Annotated in this window: 17 protein-coding genes and 1 riboswitch; of the genes, 13 read left to right on the forward strand and 4 right to left on the reverse strand. The window is 33.4% G+C overall.

The genetic code is table 11. From position 1 onward, the window contains the following. Positions 1–300 precede the first annotated feature (300 nt). A riboswitch (TPP riboswitch) is annotated at positions 301–410 on the forward strand. 78 nt (positions 411–488) lie between these two features. The 9 genes from HMPREF2706_RS01045 to HMPREF2706_RS01085 all read left to right on the forward strand — a co-directional run bounded on the left by HMPREF2706_RS01045 (position 489) and on the right by HMPREF2706_RS01085 (position 7799). Next, positions 489–1079, forward strand: coding sequence for a thiamine phosphate synthase (locus HMPREF2706_RS01045; protein ID WP_070597682.1), 591 nt, complete (start codon positions 489–491; stop codon positions 1077–1079). Continuing rightward, positions 1072–2190, forward strand: coding sequence for a glycine oxidase ThiO (thiO, locus tag HMPREF2706_RS01050; protein ID WP_049427899.1), 1119 nt, complete (start codon positions 1072–1074; stop codon positions 2188–2190). The genes HMPREF2706_RS01045 and thiO overlap by 8 nt, the downstream gene beginning before the upstream one ends. Next, entirely contained in the window at positions 2174–2374 is a 201-nt protein-coding gene (gene thiS / locus HMPREF2706_RS01055; protein ID WP_049427897.1) for a sulfur carrier protein ThiS, read from the forward strand. The genes thiO and thiS overlap by 17 nt, the downstream gene beginning before the upstream one ends. A gap of 1 nt (position 2375) precedes the next feature. Next, entirely contained in the window at positions 2376–3143 is a 768-nt protein-coding gene (locus HMPREF2706_RS01060) for a thiazole synthase (RefSeq protein WP_002469896.1), read from the forward strand. Further along, the gene (locus HMPREF2706_RS01065) at positions 3143–4141 is read left to right on the forward strand and encodes a HesA/MoeB/ThiF family protein (protein WP_070597683.1); all 999 of its coding nucleotides are present in this window, start codon (positions 3143–3145) and stop codon (positions 4139–4141) included. Before HMPREF2706_RS01060 ends, HMPREF2706_RS01065 begins: the two co-directional genes overlap by 1 nt. Before the next feature lie 117 nt (positions 4142–4258). Next, positions 4259–4873 (forward strand): undecaprenyl phosphate transporter UptA, encoded by a 615-nt coding sequence (locus HMPREF2706_RS01070; protein ID WP_002432789.1) that lies wholly within the window; start codon positions 4259–4261, stop codon positions 4871–4873. Positions 4874–5045: 172 nt separating this feature from the next. Continuing rightward, complete coding sequence (locus HMPREF2706_RS01075; protein WP_049427892.1) at positions 5046–7010, forward strand: fructose-bisphosphatase class III; 1965 nt, start codon at positions 5046–5048, stop codon at positions 7008–7010. 251 nt (positions 7011–7261) lie between these two features. After that, complete coding sequence (locus tag HMPREF2706_RS01080) at positions 7262–7600, forward strand: hypothetical protein (RefSeq protein WP_002432312.1); 339 nt, start codon at positions 7262–7264, stop codon at positions 7598–7600. A gap of 10 nt (positions 7601–7610) precedes the next feature. After that, on the forward strand, positions 7611–7799 hold the full coding sequence (locus HMPREF2706_RS01085) for a helix-turn-helix transcriptional regulator (RefSeq protein ID WP_002432924.1): 189 nt from the start codon (positions 7611–7613) through the stop codon (positions 7797–7799). Between the two features lie 105 nt (positions 7800–7904). Here HMPREF2706_RS01085 and HMPREF2706_RS01090 read toward each other — a convergent pair whose 3' ends face one another. Further along, on the reverse strand, positions 7905–9689 hold the full coding sequence (locus tag HMPREF2706_RS01090; RefSeq protein WP_023351141.1) for a cation:proton antiporter: 1785 nt from the start codon (positions 9687–9689) through the stop codon (positions 7905–7907). 365 nt (positions 9690–10054) lie between these two features. Here HMPREF2706_RS01090 and HMPREF2706_RS01095 point away from each other — a divergent pair, with 365 nt between their 5' ends. Next, positions 10055–11104, forward strand: coding sequence for a YkvI family membrane protein (locus HMPREF2706_RS01095; protein WP_047796702.1), 1050 nt, complete (start codon positions 10055–10057; stop codon positions 11102–11104). A 215-nt stretch (positions 11105–11319) separates the two neighbouring features. After that, complete coding sequence (locus HMPREF2706_RS01100) at positions 11320–12687, forward strand: aldehyde dehydrogenase (RefSeq protein WP_256322925.1); 1368 nt, start codon at positions 11320–11322, stop codon at positions 12685–12687. Between the two features lie 55 nt (positions 12688–12742). Here HMPREF2706_RS01100 and HMPREF2706_RS01105 read toward each other — a convergent pair whose 3' ends face one another. Then, a complete protein-coding gene (locus tag HMPREF2706_RS01105) occupies positions 12743–13696 on the reverse strand; it encodes a metal ABC transporter solute-binding protein, Zn/Mn family (RefSeq protein WP_049427887.1) in 954 nt (317 codons plus the stop codon). Between the two features lie 154 nt (positions 13697–13850). Here HMPREF2706_RS01105 and HMPREF2706_RS01110 point away from each other — a divergent pair, with 154 nt between their 5' ends. Together HMPREF2706_RS01110 and HMPREF2706_RS01115 are read left to right on the forward strand one after the other, a co-directional pair. Then, entirely contained in the window at positions 13851–14132 is a 282-nt protein-coding gene (locus tag HMPREF2706_RS01110; protein ID WP_002432606.1) for a GNAT family N-acetyltransferase, read from the forward strand. A gap of 151 nt (positions 14133–14283) precedes the next feature. Further along, entirely contained in the window at positions 14284–15093 is an 810-nt protein-coding gene (locus HMPREF2706_RS01115) for a VOC family protein (RefSeq protein ID WP_070862131.1), read from the forward strand. A gap of 40 nt (positions 15094–15133) precedes the next feature. On the opposite strand, the gene HMPREF2706_RS01120 is transcribed toward HMPREF2706_RS01115, so the two are convergent. Further along, entirely contained in the window at positions 15134–16627 is a 1494-nt protein-coding gene (locus tag HMPREF2706_RS01120) for an aldehyde dehydrogenase family protein (protein ID WP_030058800.1), read from the reverse strand. A 279-nt stretch (positions 16628–16906) separates the two neighbouring features. Beyond that, positions 16907–17566, reverse strand: coding sequence for an NAD(P)H-dependent oxidoreductase (locus tag HMPREF2706_RS01125; protein WP_030058798.1), 660 nt, complete (start codon positions 17564–17566; stop codon positions 16907–16909). Positions 17567–17730: the final 164 nt, after the last annotated feature.

Genomic DNA, 17730 nt, shown 5'->3' on the forward strand with positions numbered 1-17730 from the left:
AGTTTAGACGAAATTTCTTTAAAAAATGTATATTTTTCGTATATTTTACTGGAATCTCCAGTTTTAAGCATGTGATTTAGATTCACTTATATAATGGTGTCTAAAACCATATTTTTTATAAAATTGAGTAGCTTAAAACATTAAATTAATTATTTTTTATTCATTATATGAAGCATATATGTAATTTTATGCATAAATTGAATATGATTAATAAAAGCTAAAGAAGTTTGAAGAATATTCCTAAAAATAGTAAACTGAATTCAAAGAAAACGTTTGAAATTTTTTTGATACAATTTCATATAAATCCACTGGAAGTGCCTTTGTTTAGGGCTGAGAGTAAAGAAGTGACTTTATAATTCCTAGAACCTGATCCAGTTCATACTGGCGTAGGGAAGTGGCGACAAGAGAGTTTTAGGACTTATATAGATGATTTAAGCGCTATTTCCCATTCAGGGAGGTAGCGTTTTTTTATTTATAAATTTGAGGTGATGCACATATTTATCGCAATAACTTACGATAAGACACTTACAACACAAGACTTAGAACACTTCTTAAATATCGAGGAAGGCATTGATGCCCTATTATTTCGAACGTCTATGCCAAAAAATGAATTAAAGAAGATTTTGATTCAACTCATTAACCAAGGTTTTCCTAAGGATAAAATGATTATTCATAGTGACACGGCATTATTAGAAGAATTAAACCTTAGTCGTATTCATTTTAAAGAAAATGTTAAAACAGCTTTTGCATATAAAAAATTACATCCAGAAATCCAAGTGGGTATGTCCACACATAGCATAGATACTATTTATACATGTATAGATGAAGGACTTGATTATGTTTTTTACGGTCATATTTTCCCTACTCCCTCACATCCGCATGACACGCCACGTTCACATGATGAAATCGTAGAAGCATTAAATCTACCTATACCTATTTATGCTATCGGAGGAATTTCTGAACATACGATTTCAAAGTTGGAATATGGATTTGATGGTATTTGTGCTATTTCATTTTTCATGAATGCGTCTTTAAATGAAATTAAGGAATTAAGAAGGAAGTGGTCACAACATGCATGATGTACTTATTATTGGCTCTGGTGTCATAGGTATGTCAATTGCTAGACAGTTAAGCGCAACAAATTATGACATCGCGATCATTGACCGAGATGTTCCAGGTAAACATGCTTCATATAAAGCTGGAGGCATGTTAGGAGCACAAAATGAATTTACTGAAGATAACGATTTATATAAATTAGCCATTGAATCGCGTGGGATGTTTCCTAAATTAAGCGAATCTTTATTAAATGAGACTGGAATCGACATACAGTTCAAAGATTCAGGACTTATTAAGATTGCTAACCAAGAAGATGACCTCGAATCACTCACACGTCAATATGAGTTCCATAGACAAATGGATTCTAGTGTCAAGCTACTATCCAATGATGAACTTATACAGCTTACCAATGCGAATGTTGAACCAGCTTATGGCGCAATTCATATACCTAGTGATGGTCAAATCAATGCTAATAAATACACGAAAGCTTTGTTTAAATCTCTACAACAACATTACATCACACGATATTATCACCAAGAGGTTCAATCGATTGATAGAAGAAATGGCTACTACGCTGTGTGTACTGACCAAATGTCACCTATTGAAGCACATAAAGTGATCGTTGCAAGTGGTGCTTGGTCCTCTCAACTATTAAAAAACTACTCTCTTCCTAGAGAAGTCATTGGAGTTAAAGGCGAAGTTCTATTACTGGAACATGATGAACTAGATCTTAAAGAGACATTATTTATGACTAATGGATGTTATATCGTTCCAAAACAACCCAATCGTTTCTTAATAGGAGCAACAAGTGAATTTAACAATTACTCTGTAGGCACATCAGAAGGCGGTTTAAATTGGCTTTTAGATCATGCAAGCGCTCGTGTTCCAGAACTTAAGAATAGTCGTGTACTTAAAGAATGGTCAGGTGTTCGTCCTTACACGAATAATGAAATGCCAATGATGGATCAAATTGATGATGGCTTGTTCGTTATTACAGGACACTATCGTAATGGGATTTTATTATCTCCCGTAATTGGACGCGATATAGCAAATTGGTTAATTTCTGGCATTAAACCACCTCGTTACTCAAGCTTTAGTGTGAAAAGGAGGAGCAATTATGAAGTGTATTATTAACGGAGACTCATTCAGCTTTGACCAAGAACAATCAATTTATGATGTTTTAACAGCACTAGAATTAGATCCTAAGCGCGTTATCGTTGAATTCAATAAAGAATTAATTAAACAAGATAAGTATCATGAACATACTGTTAGAGAATATGATCGATTAGAATTATTAGAAATTGTTGGAGGCGGATAAAATGTTTAAAATTGGAAATTTAGAATTACAATCTCGTTTATTATTAGGTACTGGTAAATTTGACAATGAAGATATTCAATCACAAGCGATTGCAGCTTCAGAAACCAATGTTTTAACCTTTGCTGTTCGTCGTATGAATTTATATGATCGTGATTTACCTAATCCTTTAGCTAACGTTAACTTAAAAGACTTTATTACTTTCCCGAATACAGCAGGTGCTAAAACAGCTGAAGAAGCAATTAGAATTGCTGAAATTGCTAACCATGCAGGTGTATGTGACATGATAAAGGTTGAAGTTATTGGCGATGACGAAACGTTACTTCCTGATCCATTTGAAACATATGAAGCTTGTAAAGTACTTTTAGAAAAAGGATATATCGTATGTCCATATATCTCAAATGACCTCGTCTTGGCGAAACGTTTGGAAGAACTAGGTGTACATGCAGTCATGCCACTTGCGTCCCCTATTGGAACTGGTCGTGGTATTAATAATCCGCTTAATTTAAGTTATATTATTGAAAATGCTAATGTACCGGTTATTGTTGATGCAGGTATCGGTTCACCGAAAGATGCATGTCATGCAATGGAGCTAGGCGCTGACGGTATATTACTCAACACAGCGATTTCTGCAGCTAAAGATCCTGTGAAAATGGCTGAAGCAATGAAGCTTGGAATTAATGCGGGTAGACTTTCATACGAAGCTGGACGAATACCAGTAAAATATACTGCACAAGCATCAAGCCCTACTGAAGGTTTAGGTTTTCTATAATGTCACGCTACGATAGACAAACGAGATTTCACCCTTTTGGCGAAGACGGACAACATCAACTCTCTACATCACAAATACTTGTCTTTGGTGCTGGAGCTTTAGGGAGCCATATCATAGACCAGCTTGCTCGCATGGGTGCTAATCATCTTACAGTTATAGACATGGACATCGTTGAAACATCAAATTTACATCGTCAGACGCTTTATGACGAAGAAGATGCCTATCATCTTGTTTCTAAAGTTGAAGCTGTAAAAAATAAGGTGAGTCAAATCAACTCAGAAGTCACTCTTACTGCTTATGATGTTGAAGTCACTTCTTCAAATATTGAGGATATAGTAAGTGAGATTAATCCAGACATCATTATTGATGGAATGGATAATTTTAAAGTGAGATTTCTCATAAATGAAGTGTGTCATAAGTATGAAATACCGTGGGTCTATGGAGCAGCTGTTGGTAGTAAAGGAACTGTTTACGGCATTGATTACCAAGGTCCTTGTTTAAAATGTCTCATGCAAACCATACCTGAGACTGGAGAAAGTTGTGCTATTAATGGTGTTCTCCCACCTATTGTCTCAATTGTAGCAAGTTATGAAGTGGCTGAAGTGATTCGCTACTTAAGTGGAAAAGGATTTTCAAAGCAAATGATTACCATCGATGCGTTTGATCTTAGTTATAAAGCGATGAACGTAGATATATTGAAAAATAATGAATGCCCAGTGTGTGAAAACCATCAATATGACTTATTAGAAACAAAACAAGAAAATACTATTGAGCAAATGTGTGGTCATACGTACCTATTTAGAATGCCTAAACATGCATTTGATTACTCAAATCATTTCCCTGGAAATATTGTAAAAGCTACTTCATTCGCTACACTTATCAAATATGAAAATTATGAATTTACTCTATTTAAAGATGGACGCATGAATGCTTACGGGGTTCATAGTGATGAAGAAGCTAGTGGTTTATATCATACTTTAATCAAATCTATTCGATAATTTCGTACAAATCAGGTTTGCCTTTATTATCAATTTTAAGCAATTATTGTTATTATCTATTATAATTAACATACAATGTATTAACATTGCTTAATTTAAAGGAGAAACGAGTTATTAATGGAACAGATTATTACAGAGTTTATTAGTAAGTGGGGCTATACCGCTATATTTATTTTAATCTTATTAGAGAACGTCTTACCTGTAGTTCCTTCAGAGATTATTCTTACCTTTGCTGGTTTACTATCAGTGAAATCCCACTTATCTATATGGACACTATTAATTATTGCTACTATAGCTTCGTTTATTGGTCTACTCATTTTGTACTATATTTGTAGACTTATATCTGAGGAAAAATTATATCGATTTGTGGACCGTCATGGTAAATGGATGAAATTAAAAAGCAAAGATTTAAAACGCGCCAATGATTGGTTTAAAAAATATGGCGCATGGGCTGTCTTCTTATGTCGTTTCGTACCAGTATTACGTGTGCTGATTACTATACCAGCTGGCATTAACCGTATGAATGTAGTTCAATTTACTATCCTTTCCTTATTAGGAACAACAATTTGGAATTTCGCACTTATTTTACTTGGACGCTTATTAAGTGATAGTTTCGGTGCTCTTATGAATGGCATTCATACATACTCACGTATCATGTATGTCATCATCATTATCGCTATTATTTACTTCGTTATCCGTTACTTCATGAAAAGACGCAAAAATGTTAAATAAGTTTAGCTGAGTAATCCTTTTTTAGGGTTTACTCAGCTTTTTTCATACAAATTAAAATTTTTAGTACGCTATCATTGAAAAAACACTACATTTTAAAGATAATTTATGTAAGCGCATTACTTTTTTAAAATAATGCATATGTGATGGAAATATTTAACAGAGGTGACTAAGCATGACTCCTATTACTGAAAGTGAAATGAAACAAAAATATTTAGATTTACTCTCTCAAAAATTTGATAGTGCTGAGAAATTAGCAACAGAGATCATTAATTTAGAATCTATCTTAGAATTACCTAAAGGCACAGAACACTTTGTGAGTGATTTACATGGTGAATATGAATCTTTCCAACACGTTTTACGTAATGGTTCAGGAAACGTTCGCGCAAAAATCAATGATATATTCGAAAATAAATTATCTCAACAAGAGATTGATGACTTAGCAGCCTTAGTGTATTATCCAGAAGAAAAATTAAAATTAGTAAAAAATAATTTTGATTCCATAGGTAAACTCAACGTATGGTATATCACTACTATCGAACGTCTGATAGAACTTATTACATATTGTTCATCAAAATATACAAGATCTAAACTACGTAAAGCTTTGCCTGAACAATTTGTTTATATTATTGAAGAGTTACTATATAAAAGTAATGAATTTCATAATAAGAAGCCCTATTATGAAACTTTAGTTAATCAAATTATTGAATTAGAGCAATCTGATGATCTTATTATCGGTTTATCATATACCGTCCAACGTCTTGTAGTCGATCATCTTCACGTAGTTGGTGATATTTATGACCGTGGACCGAAACCAGACAAGATTATGGATACGCTCATTAACTATCATTCAGTTGATATTCAATGGGGTAACCATGATGTGTTGTGGATAGGCGCTTATGCAGGCTCTAAAGTATGTTTAGCTAACTTACTTCGTATCTGTGCACGCTATGATAACTTAGATATTATTGAAGATGCTTATGGCATTAACTTACGTCCTTTACTTACTTTAGCTGAAAAGTATTACGACGCTGAGAACCCTGCTTTCAAGCCTAAGAAACGTCCTGATAAAGATGCAAGTTTAACCAAACGTGAAGAAAGCCAAATCACTAAAATACATCAAGCGATTGCTATGATTCAATTTAAACTCGAAATGCCTATTATTAAGCGTCGCCCTTCTTTCGAAATGGAAGAACGTTTAGTATTAGAAAAAATTGATTATGACAACAATGAAATTACAGTTTATGGCAAAACTTATCCCCTTAAAGATACTTGTTTCCAAACTGTAGACCGAAACGATCCGGCGAAATTACTGCCTGAAGAAGAGGAAGTTGTAGATAAATTACTTCTTTCATTCCAACAATCTGAGAAATTACGTCGTCATATGTCATTCTTGATGCGCGAAGGTAAACTTTATCTTCCATACAACGGCAATCTTCTGATTCATGGATGTATCCCAGTTGATGAAAATGGAGAAATGGAATCTTTCGAAATCGAGGGCGAGCAGTTAAGTGGACGTGAATTATTAGATGTCTTTGAATATCATGTACGCAAAGCTTTCGACCATAAAGAAATCACTGATGATATATCTACTGACTTAGTATGGTATTTATGGACTGGTAAGTATTCATCTCTATTTGGTAAGCGTGCAATGACAACATTTGAACGCTACTTTATAGAGGACAAAGCTTCTCATAAAGAGGAGAAGAATCCATATTATCACTTACGTGAAGATGTTGATATGATTCGCAAAATGTTGAAAGACTTTGGACTAAATCCAGATGAAGGTCGTATTATTAATGGTCACACACCTGTTAAAGAAATCGACGGTGAAGATCCAATCAAAGCTGATGGTAAGATGCTCGTTATCGATGGCGGCTTCTCTAAAGCCTATCAATCCACGACGGGTATTGCTGGATATACACTGCTTTATAACTCATTCGGTATGCAATTGGTGGCTCATCAAGAGTTCAATACTAAAGAAAAGGTATTATCAGATGGTTCTGATGAGCTATCAGTGAAGCGTGTTGTAGATGAAGAATTGCAACGTAAAAAAATAAAAGATACCAATGTTGGTAAAGAGTTACAAGACCAAATTGATATCTTAAAAATTCTAATGCATGATAGATATTTAAAATAAATAGAAATACTAAGCATAAAATCCTTAGTTTCTTGTCATAAATAAAGTGAATTCTGTTTAAAAGTCATCTTGCTTTCCGTGGGGACGGTCTCAATCTTGCTCAGCAAGTTTTCAACTCGCCCTATTCCCACAGGAGCCGGATGACCTTTTTTATATCTTAGTCATTTCAAAATGTAAAATTCTTTTGACATTTTATGTCAGTACGTTATCATAATAATGTCAAAAACTTTTTACATTACGGAGTGGAATTAATGAAAATTATTCTTTTATTAGTAGTATTCTTAGTCTTTGGAGTATTATGGAATATAATCATAAACAAATATTTGCCAACTATTTTAACCGATGTGAAAAATAAAAAATATGACGAAAGACAATCTCAAATGGTCGTTGAAATATTCGCCAAAACATTATTATGGACGGTATTTAGTTTGATTGTTGCTATACTATTAAAAGTCTGTGATTTTACTGACTCACAAAAAAATGTTTTCACCAGATTTTTTAGCAATTATCCAGAGTTACATTATTTAATTTTAATATCAGGATTTTTAATAATATTCTATTATCATACTAAGAAAAAATATTCAGCTTGAAGGTAATAAAGTGAAAAATAATATTTTGTACTATCGTAAAAAGATGAAAATATCTCAAGAAACATTAAGTAAGAATCTTGGGGTTTCTAGACAAACTATCAATGCTATTGAAAATAACAAATATGACCCATCATTAGTATTAGCGTTTAAATTAGCTAAACAGTTCTCAGTTACAGTTGATGAGTTGTTTACTTATTAATGGGTCATTATGCCCTAACCATATCAATGAATCACAAATAAACCCGTAGATGACTCAACTTCATCTACGGGTTATTAGTTTACATTAAAATGACCTCAGTTATTATCATGCATGGGCATCTCTTAAAATACCATAAACCCCTGTGTCATTTTCTGGTAATTCTCTATTACTACGTTTGAATGTGACTTCTTTATCTTCACTAATGTAGTAAATCAACATGTCTTTATCTGTAAGTTCATGGTACTCTTCTGCTGGCACTTCTACTATATTGTGTTGTGTAATGTAATTATTAAACCAGCGTGGGCTGTGATTTTCATCAAATAAAATATGATTACGAATCGGACCACTCAAGTTATTTCTCGCCTGTTCATCATTGAAAGAAACAGGCATCATATCAACATTATTTAAACCGAATTCTGGTACTAATTCATTAAATGCCAGACTATTGAAAATAAATGACTGTGTCATTAAGATACATTTATTATATCGAAGTAAGTCGGAATAAATACGATCATTACTTGATAATAAATTACCTTTGAAGACTTCAAATCCCGCTTCATGTGCTTTCTCAGATGTATTTTCAAATAAATTGAACATCATAACTGGAATCCCATGATCTCGTAAATTCACGCCTAGGTGGAATGAGAACTCACTCTCACCTACTATAATTACACCTGGTGGTTCATTACTAGCGACACCGAATAATTTACTTAATGGTGTAAAGCTAAAGCCATAAATGACCACGGTAATAAATACTAAGCCGAATGTCACGGGCGTGATATATTTCGCCATAGCTACTTTGTCATCCATAAATAATCCTGAGAAGAATTGGGCCACTGTTAATACGACTATCCCTCTTGGCGCCATCATAGCGACAATCGCTCGTTCTTTCTTAGAAATTTCAGTTTTAAATGTTGAGAAAAGCACTGAAATAGGTCGAACTAAGACAATCATGACAATACAGAAAATAAAGAGTTGCCATGATACTACATTAAGTAATACATCTTTCGTAAGTGATGACGTGATTAAAATAAAGACTGTACTTACTAATATAGAAGATGCATTATCGATGAAATGATCTGATTCTTTAAAGATTAAATCATGACGTTTTTTACGTGCCATTATTAAACCAAAAATTGTCACCGCTAATAATCCAGATTCCGATAATATTGCATCACAAACACTAAATGTTAAGAGAATAAAAACGAATTGGATAGGTGGCATTAAATTTTGTGGAATCATATCTTGGCGTATGAACCAATTAAATAAATATGACGCACCAAAGCCGATTACGACAACGGCTAATATTTTCAGTACGAATATGAGAATAACAATGAAACTTATACCTTGTTCAATAATTTGGAAGATATAAAATGCTGTCAATGCAAGCATCGGACCAATTGGGTCGAGAATAATACTTTCCCATCTTAATATAGAGTCAACATTCCTCTTTACTTTCGCTTGTTTTAATAATGGTTGAATCACAGTTGGACCTGTAATTAAAAAGAGTCCTCCCATGACAAAGGATACGGAGATTGGAAAGTTTAAGATTGTATGTAAGGCTATCGCACCTAAAATCCATGCAATAACTGCGCCGACTGTTATGATTCGAATAACCGCTTTAGAAATTCCTTTAAGTTCCCTAAAATCTAAATTACTGCTACCTTCAAATAAAATAATTGCAACAGCTAAGGAAACGATTGGACTAAACACTTCAGATCCTAACGCTTCTTTAGGATTAGTGATACCTAATATCGGGCCAACGAGTAAACCAACAATCGCCATAACTACTATAGATGGCCATTTAATTCTATCTGCTAACCATTGACTAAAAATCCCTAATGCTAGAAATAGAACTATCATCAGCATAATGGGTAAGTCCAATGACATATGAACACCTTCTTAATATATTTACTTGCCTAATATATTCAATATTGCCTAATACTATCAAAAATGATGTATAAATGCATTATTATTTGCTTAAAACTTTTGTAAATGTATAAAAATAATTAAATTGATTAAAATTAAACTTACAATTACTGAGCACCTTAAGTTTATGATACATATTAATTATACACTAAAGTCAAATTATCGTACGTCACATTTATACAATAGTACATATGTGATGAACTTTACTGTTTATTTTTTCGTCTATATCATCTACAATAGATAGATGTGATTTTTCAATTTTTTAAAATAAATGAATACATACAACATCTTTAAAATATATAAATTTGAAGGGATATGCATGTTAAATGAATACTGTTAAAGAATCCATCATCGTTGCCTTCGCTTTCGTTGGCGTGGTCGTTGGCGCTGGATTTGCGACAGGTCAGGAAATATTTCAATTTTTCACAAGTAATGGTATCTATAGTATCGCTGGAATTATCATTACTGGTCTTATCGTTACTTTAGGTGGAATATTTGTTTTAAACACTGGCTTCCGTCTTAAATCTCAAAATCATTCTGAATCAATCAATTTCTATTTACATCCTTTGATTGCAAAAGTTTTCGATATCATACTGACTATATTTTTATTTTCACTTGCTATTATTATGACGGCAGGTGGTGCATCAACAATTAACGAGAGCTTTGGCATACCTTTTTGGCTAAGTTCTTTAATCTTAGTAGTGCTAATATTACTCACGTTGTTTTTACAGTTTGATCGATTAATTGCTGTACTTGGTGGGGTTACACCTTTCCTAGTCGCTGTAGTAGTAATGATTGCTGTGTATTATTTTGTTACTGGTCACATTGATTTTACTGCCGCGAATCAATATTCTAATAACAATAAATCAATTTCTCCAGGTTGGTGGTTCGATGCAATCAACTACGCCAGTCTACAAATTGCAGCTGCTTTCAGTTTTCTAACAGTTATGGGTGGTAAGTTGAAGTTTCAGAAATCGACTGTTTATGGTGGCTTAATTGGTGGTCTCATCATTACTTTCCTATTGCTAATGATTAATCTAGGATTAATTACTGAGTTCGATAAAATAAAACATGTGGCATTACCATCGCTACTCTTAGCAAAACAGATTTCACCTTCTATCGGCACAATTATGTCTGTGATCATGGTGTTAGTAATATATAATACTGTTGTAGGTCTAATGTATGCATTTGCTACACGTTTTAGCCAACCCTTTACAAAACGTTATTTTAGTTTAATTATTATGATGGCTATCATTACTTTCATTTGTACATTTATTGGATTTATCTCACTGATTGGTAAGGTATTCCCAATTATGGGACTATTTGGTTTTATTTTGCTTATCCCTGTCATATATAAAGGTTTTCTTAGACACTAAATATGAGTCAGGCGAGCTGTTAATGCTCGTCTGGCTTTTTTGTTGAATGTATCTTACTTCCCTTTCACATTTCTCAAAGATTATTACTCTCCATATGTTTTTCATTTTCAAAATTAGGATAAAAAATTTCGGGAATATAAATTGTGGAGGTGTCTTAAATGACAAATCAACTATTTATTAATAATGAATTTATCTAGAGTCAATCGAATGAAACGATGGATGTGATTAATCCTGCTACAGGGGAAAAATTCGATACAATTACATTTGCGACTAAAGAAGAAGTCAATAACGCAATTGAAAAATCTAAACATGCTCAACGTGAATGGGAACGCGTTCCTCAACCTACACGTGCCGAACATGTAAAATTACTCATTCCATTATTAGAACAAAATCGCGATGAAATAGCACAATTATATGTGAAAGAGCAAGGAAAAACGTTAGCTGAAGCTTATGGTGAAATTGATAAGTCTATCGCATTTATTGATTATATGACTAGTTTAATTATGAGTAATAAGGGCGAAGTACTTCAAAATAGCGTAGAAAACGAAATTATCCAAATTACGAAGAAACCTATTGGTGTCACAGCGGGCATCGTCCCTTGGAATGCCCCTATTATGGTTTTAATGCGAAAAGTTATTCCCGCTGTTGTTACGGGATGCTCAGTCGTTATTAAACCAAGTGAAGAAACGACACTTTTAACATTAAAATTAGCTGAACTATTCCGTGCTTCAACAATACCAGCTGGATTAATTCAAATTGTTCCAGGCACTGGCGAAACGGTTGGAACACAACTTGCAACGCATGAAGATATTCAACTCATCTCACTTACAGGTAGTATGCGTGCTGGTAAATCAGTATATGAACATGCAGCACAAACAGTTAAGAAGGTAAACCTTGAGTTAGGTGGTAACGCACCTGTTATCGTTACACCTCATGCGGATATCGACAAAGCTGTAGACTATATTGTCACAGCTCGTATTAATAACGCTGGTCAAGTGTGCACATGCCCTGAACGTATCTTTGTTCACGAAGATGTTCATGACGAATTTATTGAAAAGGTTTCTAACAAAATGAGTCAATTAACTGTAGGAGACCCACTCGATGAGAATTCAGATTACGGAGCTATTATTAACCAAACTCAACTCAATAGTATTCATGAAAAAGTCGAAACTGCAGTGACAAACGGTGCCAAATTAGTATTGGGCGGACAAAAATTACAACGTGATGGTTTCTTCTACGAACCAACTGTATTAGATCATGTAAATCCTGAAGATAGTGTATTTAAAGAAGAAATATTCGGACCAGTCCTAGCGGTTACAACGTATAACGACTTCGATCAAGTGATTGATGACGCTAATGATACAAATGCTGGTTTATCTTCATATATTTTCTCTGAAAACTTTAAAGAAGTAATGACCGCTTCAGAACGTTTAAAATTTGGTGAAGTTTACGCCAATTGTGAAGCAGAAGAAGTAGTGAACGGTTATCACGCAGGATGGCGCGAATCTGGTTTAGGAGGCGCTGATGGTATTCACGGCTTTGAAGAGTACTATAACACTACAGTAAGTTATTTAAGATATTAGTAGTATATGAAAAGACCCTTTTAGAGTGAACATGTCATTCTAAAAGGGTTTTTAATTATTGATTTAAAGCTTTGTCTAACGATTCAATATCTTTTTTCATTAGTGATTGATAAGTGATTGACTGATTGTCTTTTTCTTTTTTAGTAAGTACTGCTAAATTATGGAAACTTAAAGGTTGGGTATCTGTTTCTTTTTTTATCACATCTGTAATTTTAGAAGTAATATTTTGTTCATATAATACATAAGGAGACTTGGAATTTTTGATGTTCTTCACGATACTCAATATCTTCTTCTGACTTGGTTCTTCATCATTCATTCCATTAACGCCTTCTTGTTTAAAATGATAACGATGAGTAAGATAGCCTAGAGAATCGTGAGAAATAATAATTTTTTCACGTTTAGGGCTTTTAGTGATTTTTTGCATCTTTTTATCGATATTTGCGACATCTTTATCTAACTTTTTATAGTTTTTTTCATAGTATGACTTATGTTTAGGATCTTTTTGAATAAGCTTATCTTTGATTTTCTCAGCGAAAATGCGATCTAATACTGGGTCTAGCCAAACATGTGGGTCGTTTTCAGTTTCAGCATGATTATGACCTTCATCTTCATCGTGATCATCGGAATGGATTAATTCTTTTTGATTTAAATCGCTTGCAAGGGCTAATTTCATATTTTTATTTTCCATTGATTGAGTTATTTTAGCTGAAACTGGGTCTAAGCCATCGCTAGAGTAGATGAATAAATCACTTTTCGCAATATTAATCATATCTTTTTGCGTAGGCTCATAAGAATGTAAATCAGCACCTGGAGGATAAATAGATTCTACATCTACGTATTTACCGCCAATTTGTTCTATAAAACTTTGAAATGCAAAGACGGTTGTATATATTTTCATTTTTTTGTGACTATTGACATTGTCTTTTTTGCTAGAATTTATACTCTTACTACATCCACTTAATATTAAAATTAATGATAACGTAATAAAGATAATTGCCTTTCTTTTCAAAATGAGCCCTCCACAAAGCGTAATTATTTCGTTTATCACTATATCTATAACCTTCTAAAAAAGCAATAGCTAAGCCTTTAAAAAATTAATCATGTTTTAGAATTTAAAAAGAGTGATAAATATATGTATAAACATTTTAAAGGAGTGAACGTTAATGGCTGAAGAAATTAAACAAGGCGATCATAAATTTTATGTGGGAGAAGATGAGAATAATCCACAAGCAGTAATTACTTTCAAAGAAGTAGATAACAATGAAATCGATATTGACCATACTGGTGTATCTGATGAACTAGGTGGTCAAGGTTTAGGGAAAAAATTAGTGAATAGCGTTGTTGAATATGCGCGTAATAATAATTTAAAAATCATTGCTTCTTGCCCATTTGCTAAAGATGTTTTAGAAAAAGACGACCACGCGCAAGATGTATATTTAGGCTAATACATTGATATTTAATCATTCCAAGGAGATATTATTCTTCTTGGAATTTTTTTGATTCAAACTTGCTCTTTTCACCTCCTAGCAGTATATTTATTATACTTAGTATAAATATTAAATGAAGATGACTTTTTCATCTGAGGAGGACTACACTTTGCATACCTTTCACTCATCAGAAGCAACGCAAGTTACAAATATCACTCTGAACGTTAAAGATTTAAATACAATGACTGACTTTTACTCTAATGTTTTAGGTTTTACAATCAATAAACAAACTGAGCAACAAACCATTTTTTATATCGGTAAACATGGACATACATTAACTTTGAATAGATTGATTGATGGTCGTCAACCTGGATTTAGAGAAGCTGGATTATTCCATATCGCCTACCTTCTCCCTTCGCGTGTTGACTTAGCAAACTTCCTTTATCATACTAGCCAACTCAATATCGCGGTTGGTGGTGGCGATCATCTTGTAAGTGAGGCTTTATATTTTAATGATCCAGAAGGTAACGGCATTGAGGTCTATCAAGACCGTCCTGATGAAGGATGGCAATGGAGTGATGGATTTGTCAAAATGGATACACTACAAGTTGATGACAATGATTTAATTGCTCAACGTTCTAAAGAAGGATGGCAAGGTTGGCCAGAAGATGGGATAATTGGGCATTTACATCTTAAAACACATGATCTAGGACAAGCACGCGCATTTTATATTGATGATCTAGGGTTAGAACAAATTTCTAATTTCCCCCAAGCACTCTTCATGTCCACGCAGAAATATCATCACCACATTGCGGTGAATACTTGGCAGTCAAATATAGCAAGAACACATAATCAACTATCATATGGATTAACTCATGTAGATATATATCAACCTAATGCAGAGATTAAACATTTAACATCACCAGAAGGCTTTGACATTAAGATTCATGGTGATAAAAATTTAGTGTTAAACACATAAAAAAAGAGGGCTTTCGCCCTCTTTTAATTTTTTATTTATATTAATACATACCATTTGGTTGGTTACTTGTATCAATAAAGATATTTTTAACTTGTTGATAGTTTTTAATTGCGTCTTTATAAACTTCACGACCAATACCAGATTTCTTATAGCCGCCGAATGGTGCGCCTGCTGGAATTTGGTTATACGTATTAATCCAAATACGACCAGTTCTCATTGCTTTAGAAACATTTAATGCACGGTTGATATTAGTTGTGAAAATACCACCAGCTAAACCATATTCTGAGTCATTCGCGATATCAATCGCTTGTTGTTCATCATCAAATTTTTCAACTACTAAAACTGGACCAAAGATTTCCTCTTGAGCTAATTTGTGTTTATTATCTTTTAACTCAATAATAGTCGGCTCGAAATAATAACCTTTATCTAATCCATTGTCTGTAATACGATGACCACCAGTTAAGATATTAGCTTTATCATCATCTTCTGCAATTTTTACGTAACTTTGAATTTTTTCTAATTGATCTGGACCAGTTTGCGCACTCATTTTTACATTTTCATCAAATGGATCACCAACTGTGATATTTTCAAAAGCTTCTTTTAGTTTAGGTAATAATTCGTCATAAATTGAAGATTGTATTAGCAATCTTGAACCTGCACTACAAACCTCACCTTGGTTAAATAGAATTCCTAACTGAACGCCTTCAACAACTTGTTCTAAATTCGCGTCATCAAAGATGATGTTGGCACTCTTACCACCAAGTTCTAATGTTGTAGGTACAATGCGTTCAGCTCCTGCTTTTGCTACGCCGTAACCTACATCTGTTGAACCAGTGAATGATAACTTATCTACACCTTCATGGTTAAAGATAGCGTCACCTGATTCAGAACCTTTACCAGTTAAAACGTTCACTACACCTTTAGGTAAAACTTCTTGGAAAATTTTAGCAAGTTCAATTAATGATAAAGGCGTTGAAGAAGATGGTTGAATAACCACTGTGTTACCTGCAGCTAATGCTGGTCCTAATTTCCATGAAGCTAATAAAATTGGGAAGTTCCATGCAACCACTGCACCTACAACACCTACAGGTTCATTGACAACTAAACTCATAGTGTTTTCGTCAATTTCATTGACTGTACCTTCATCAGTAGTTAAAACACTTGCGAAATATTTAAACTGATTTGCTGCTTGAGGTACATCAATTGTAGAAGTTTCACGATATGGTTTACCATTTTGTAATGATTCAACTGTAGCTAAATGTTCAGCCTTTTCATGAATGCGACGACTAATTTCTAATAAGTAATCAGCGCGTTCAGCTTTTGAAATTTTACTCCAGCTATCAAAAGCATCATGTGCAGCTTGCACTGCTTTATCGACATCTTCTTTGCCAGCTCTTGCAACTTTAGCTAAGTCTTCGCCATTAGCTGGGTTAGTTACTGTTAATGTTTCTCCACTACCACTTGATTGGAATTCGTTATTGATAAATAAGCCATAACTTTCGTCGATATAATCTCTTACGTTAATATTTGCCATTTTAACCCATCCTTTATAGTGATATTTGAATTGTTGAAACTACCTTGCTTAACTTAAATATATTTAAAAATGTAAACGTTTACTTTTGTAGTTTTTATTTTACCTTCTTTTCTATATGATTCAAAACAATGTGTTTATGAGCATACTCAAAAAGAAGTCCTAGTCTTGAATTACCCGCATATATAAAGACTTATTCACTTCTGAAAAATTTAAAAATTTTCAAAAAAACAGACTCTACAATCTAAAATTATAGAATCTGTTCTTGAATATTTTAAATTATTATACCCAGCTAATAACGTCATCTTTGTTTTGACGAACTTTACCATGAGCAGGTTCTTCAGCTCTATAACCGAAACCAACCATTACTGAAATACCGAAATGTTCAGTATCTAGGATACCTTCATCAGCTAATATCTCAGTCACTTTATCTAAGTCAAATCCTTCCATTGGGCATGAATCAACGCCTAAGAGTGCTGCAGTCGTCATCATATTACCTAATGCAATATAAGTTTGTTTGCTAGCCCAATCATACAATGTACGTTCATTATCATTAATGTGGAAATTGGTTTGGAAATTATCAAACTTTTCATTAACTGCTGGAATTGTGCTTTCTTCGTACTGTTTAACACCACGAATTAAGTTTTGGACGTATTCAGATTGAGAAGTTACATTTTTACGTGCAAATATCAATACAAAGTGACTCGCTGTATCTAACTGCTTCTGAGCACCCCAACTGTATGGTTTAAGTTTATCTCTTAATGTTTCACTTTGGACTACAACAAAATGCCACGGTTCCAAACCTAGAGAACTCGGAGATAATCTCCCTGCCTCTAAAATTGTTTCAAAATCTTCATCACTCACTTTTTTAGACGGATCAAATTGTTTTGTAGCGTGTCTAAATTTAAACGCATCAATGATTGTTTGATTCATATTACTCATACCAGTGTTTCATCCTTCCTAAAATACATTGTTAACAATATCAATTTTCATTACATCAAAAGTATAAATGACTTTTGTACACGATAAAAGTAAATGAATTTCATAAAAAAAGAGGATGTTTATTTTTAAAATGAGAGATTTTTCACATTTTTCTTTTCCAAAGG

Source organism: Staphylococcus sp. HMSC067F07 (assembly GCF_001837405.1).
GTDB classification, from domain to species: domain Bacteria; phylum Bacillota; class Bacilli; order Staphylococcales; family Staphylococcaceae; genus Staphylococcus; species Staphylococcus capitis.

Excerpts from the sequence above, each read along its gene's own strand:
- HMPREF2706_RS01090 (WP_023351141.1), bottom strand. The coding sequence starts at position 9,689 with ATGTCATTGGACTTACCCATTATGCTGATGATAGTTCTATTTCTAGCA.
- HMPREF2706_RS01080 (WP_002432312.1), top strand. The coding sequence starts at position 7,262 with ATGAAAATTATTCTTTTATTAGTAGTATTCTTAGTCTTTGGAGTATTA.
- HMPREF2706_RS01095 (WP_047796702.1), top strand. The coding sequence starts at position 10,055 with ATGAATACTGTTAAAGAATCCATCATCGTTGCCTTCGCTTTCGTTGGC.
- HMPREF2706_RS01045 (WP_070597682.1), top strand. The coding sequence starts at position 489 with ATGCACATATTTATCGCAATAACTTACGATAAGACACTTACAACACAA.
- thiO (WP_049427899.1), top strand. The coding sequence starts at position 1,072 with ATGCATGATGTACTTATTATTGGCTCTGGTGTCATAGGTATGTCAATT.
- HMPREF2706_RS01120 (WP_030058800.1), bottom strand. The coding sequence starts at position 16,627 with ATGGCAAATATTAACGTAAGAGATTATATCGACGAAAGTTATGGCTTA.
- thiS (WP_049427897.1), top strand. The coding sequence starts at position 2,174 with ATGAAGTGTATTATTAACGGAGACTCATTCAGCTTTGACCAAGAACAA.
- HMPREF2706_RS01060 (WP_002469896.1), top strand. The coding sequence starts at position 2,376 with ATGTTTAAAATTGGAAATTTAGAATTACAATCTCGTTTATTATTAGGT.
- HMPREF2706_RS01100 (WP_256322925.1), top strand. The coding sequence starts at position 11,320 with ATGGATGTGATTAATCCTGCTACAGGGGAAAAATTCGATACAATTACA.
- HMPREF2706_RS01075 (WP_049427892.1), top strand. The coding sequence starts at position 5,046 with ATGACTCCTATTACTGAAAGTGAAATGAAACAAAAATATTTAGATTTA.
- HMPREF2706_RS01125 (WP_030058798.1), bottom strand. The coding sequence starts at position 17,566 with ATGAGTAATATGAATCAAACAATCATTGATGCGTTTAAATTTAGACAC.
- HMPREF2706_RS01070 (WP_002432789.1), top strand. The coding sequence starts at position 4,259 with ATGGAACAGATTATTACAGAGTTTATTAGTAAGTGGGGCTATACCGCT.
- HMPREF2706_RS01065 (WP_070597683.1), top strand. The coding sequence starts at position 3,143 with ATGTCACGCTACGATAGACAAACGAGATTTCACCCTTTTGGCGAAGAC.
- HMPREF2706_RS01110 (WP_002432606.1), top strand. The coding sequence starts at position 13,851 with ATGGCTGAAGAAATTAAACAAGGCGATCATAAATTTTATGTGGGAGAA.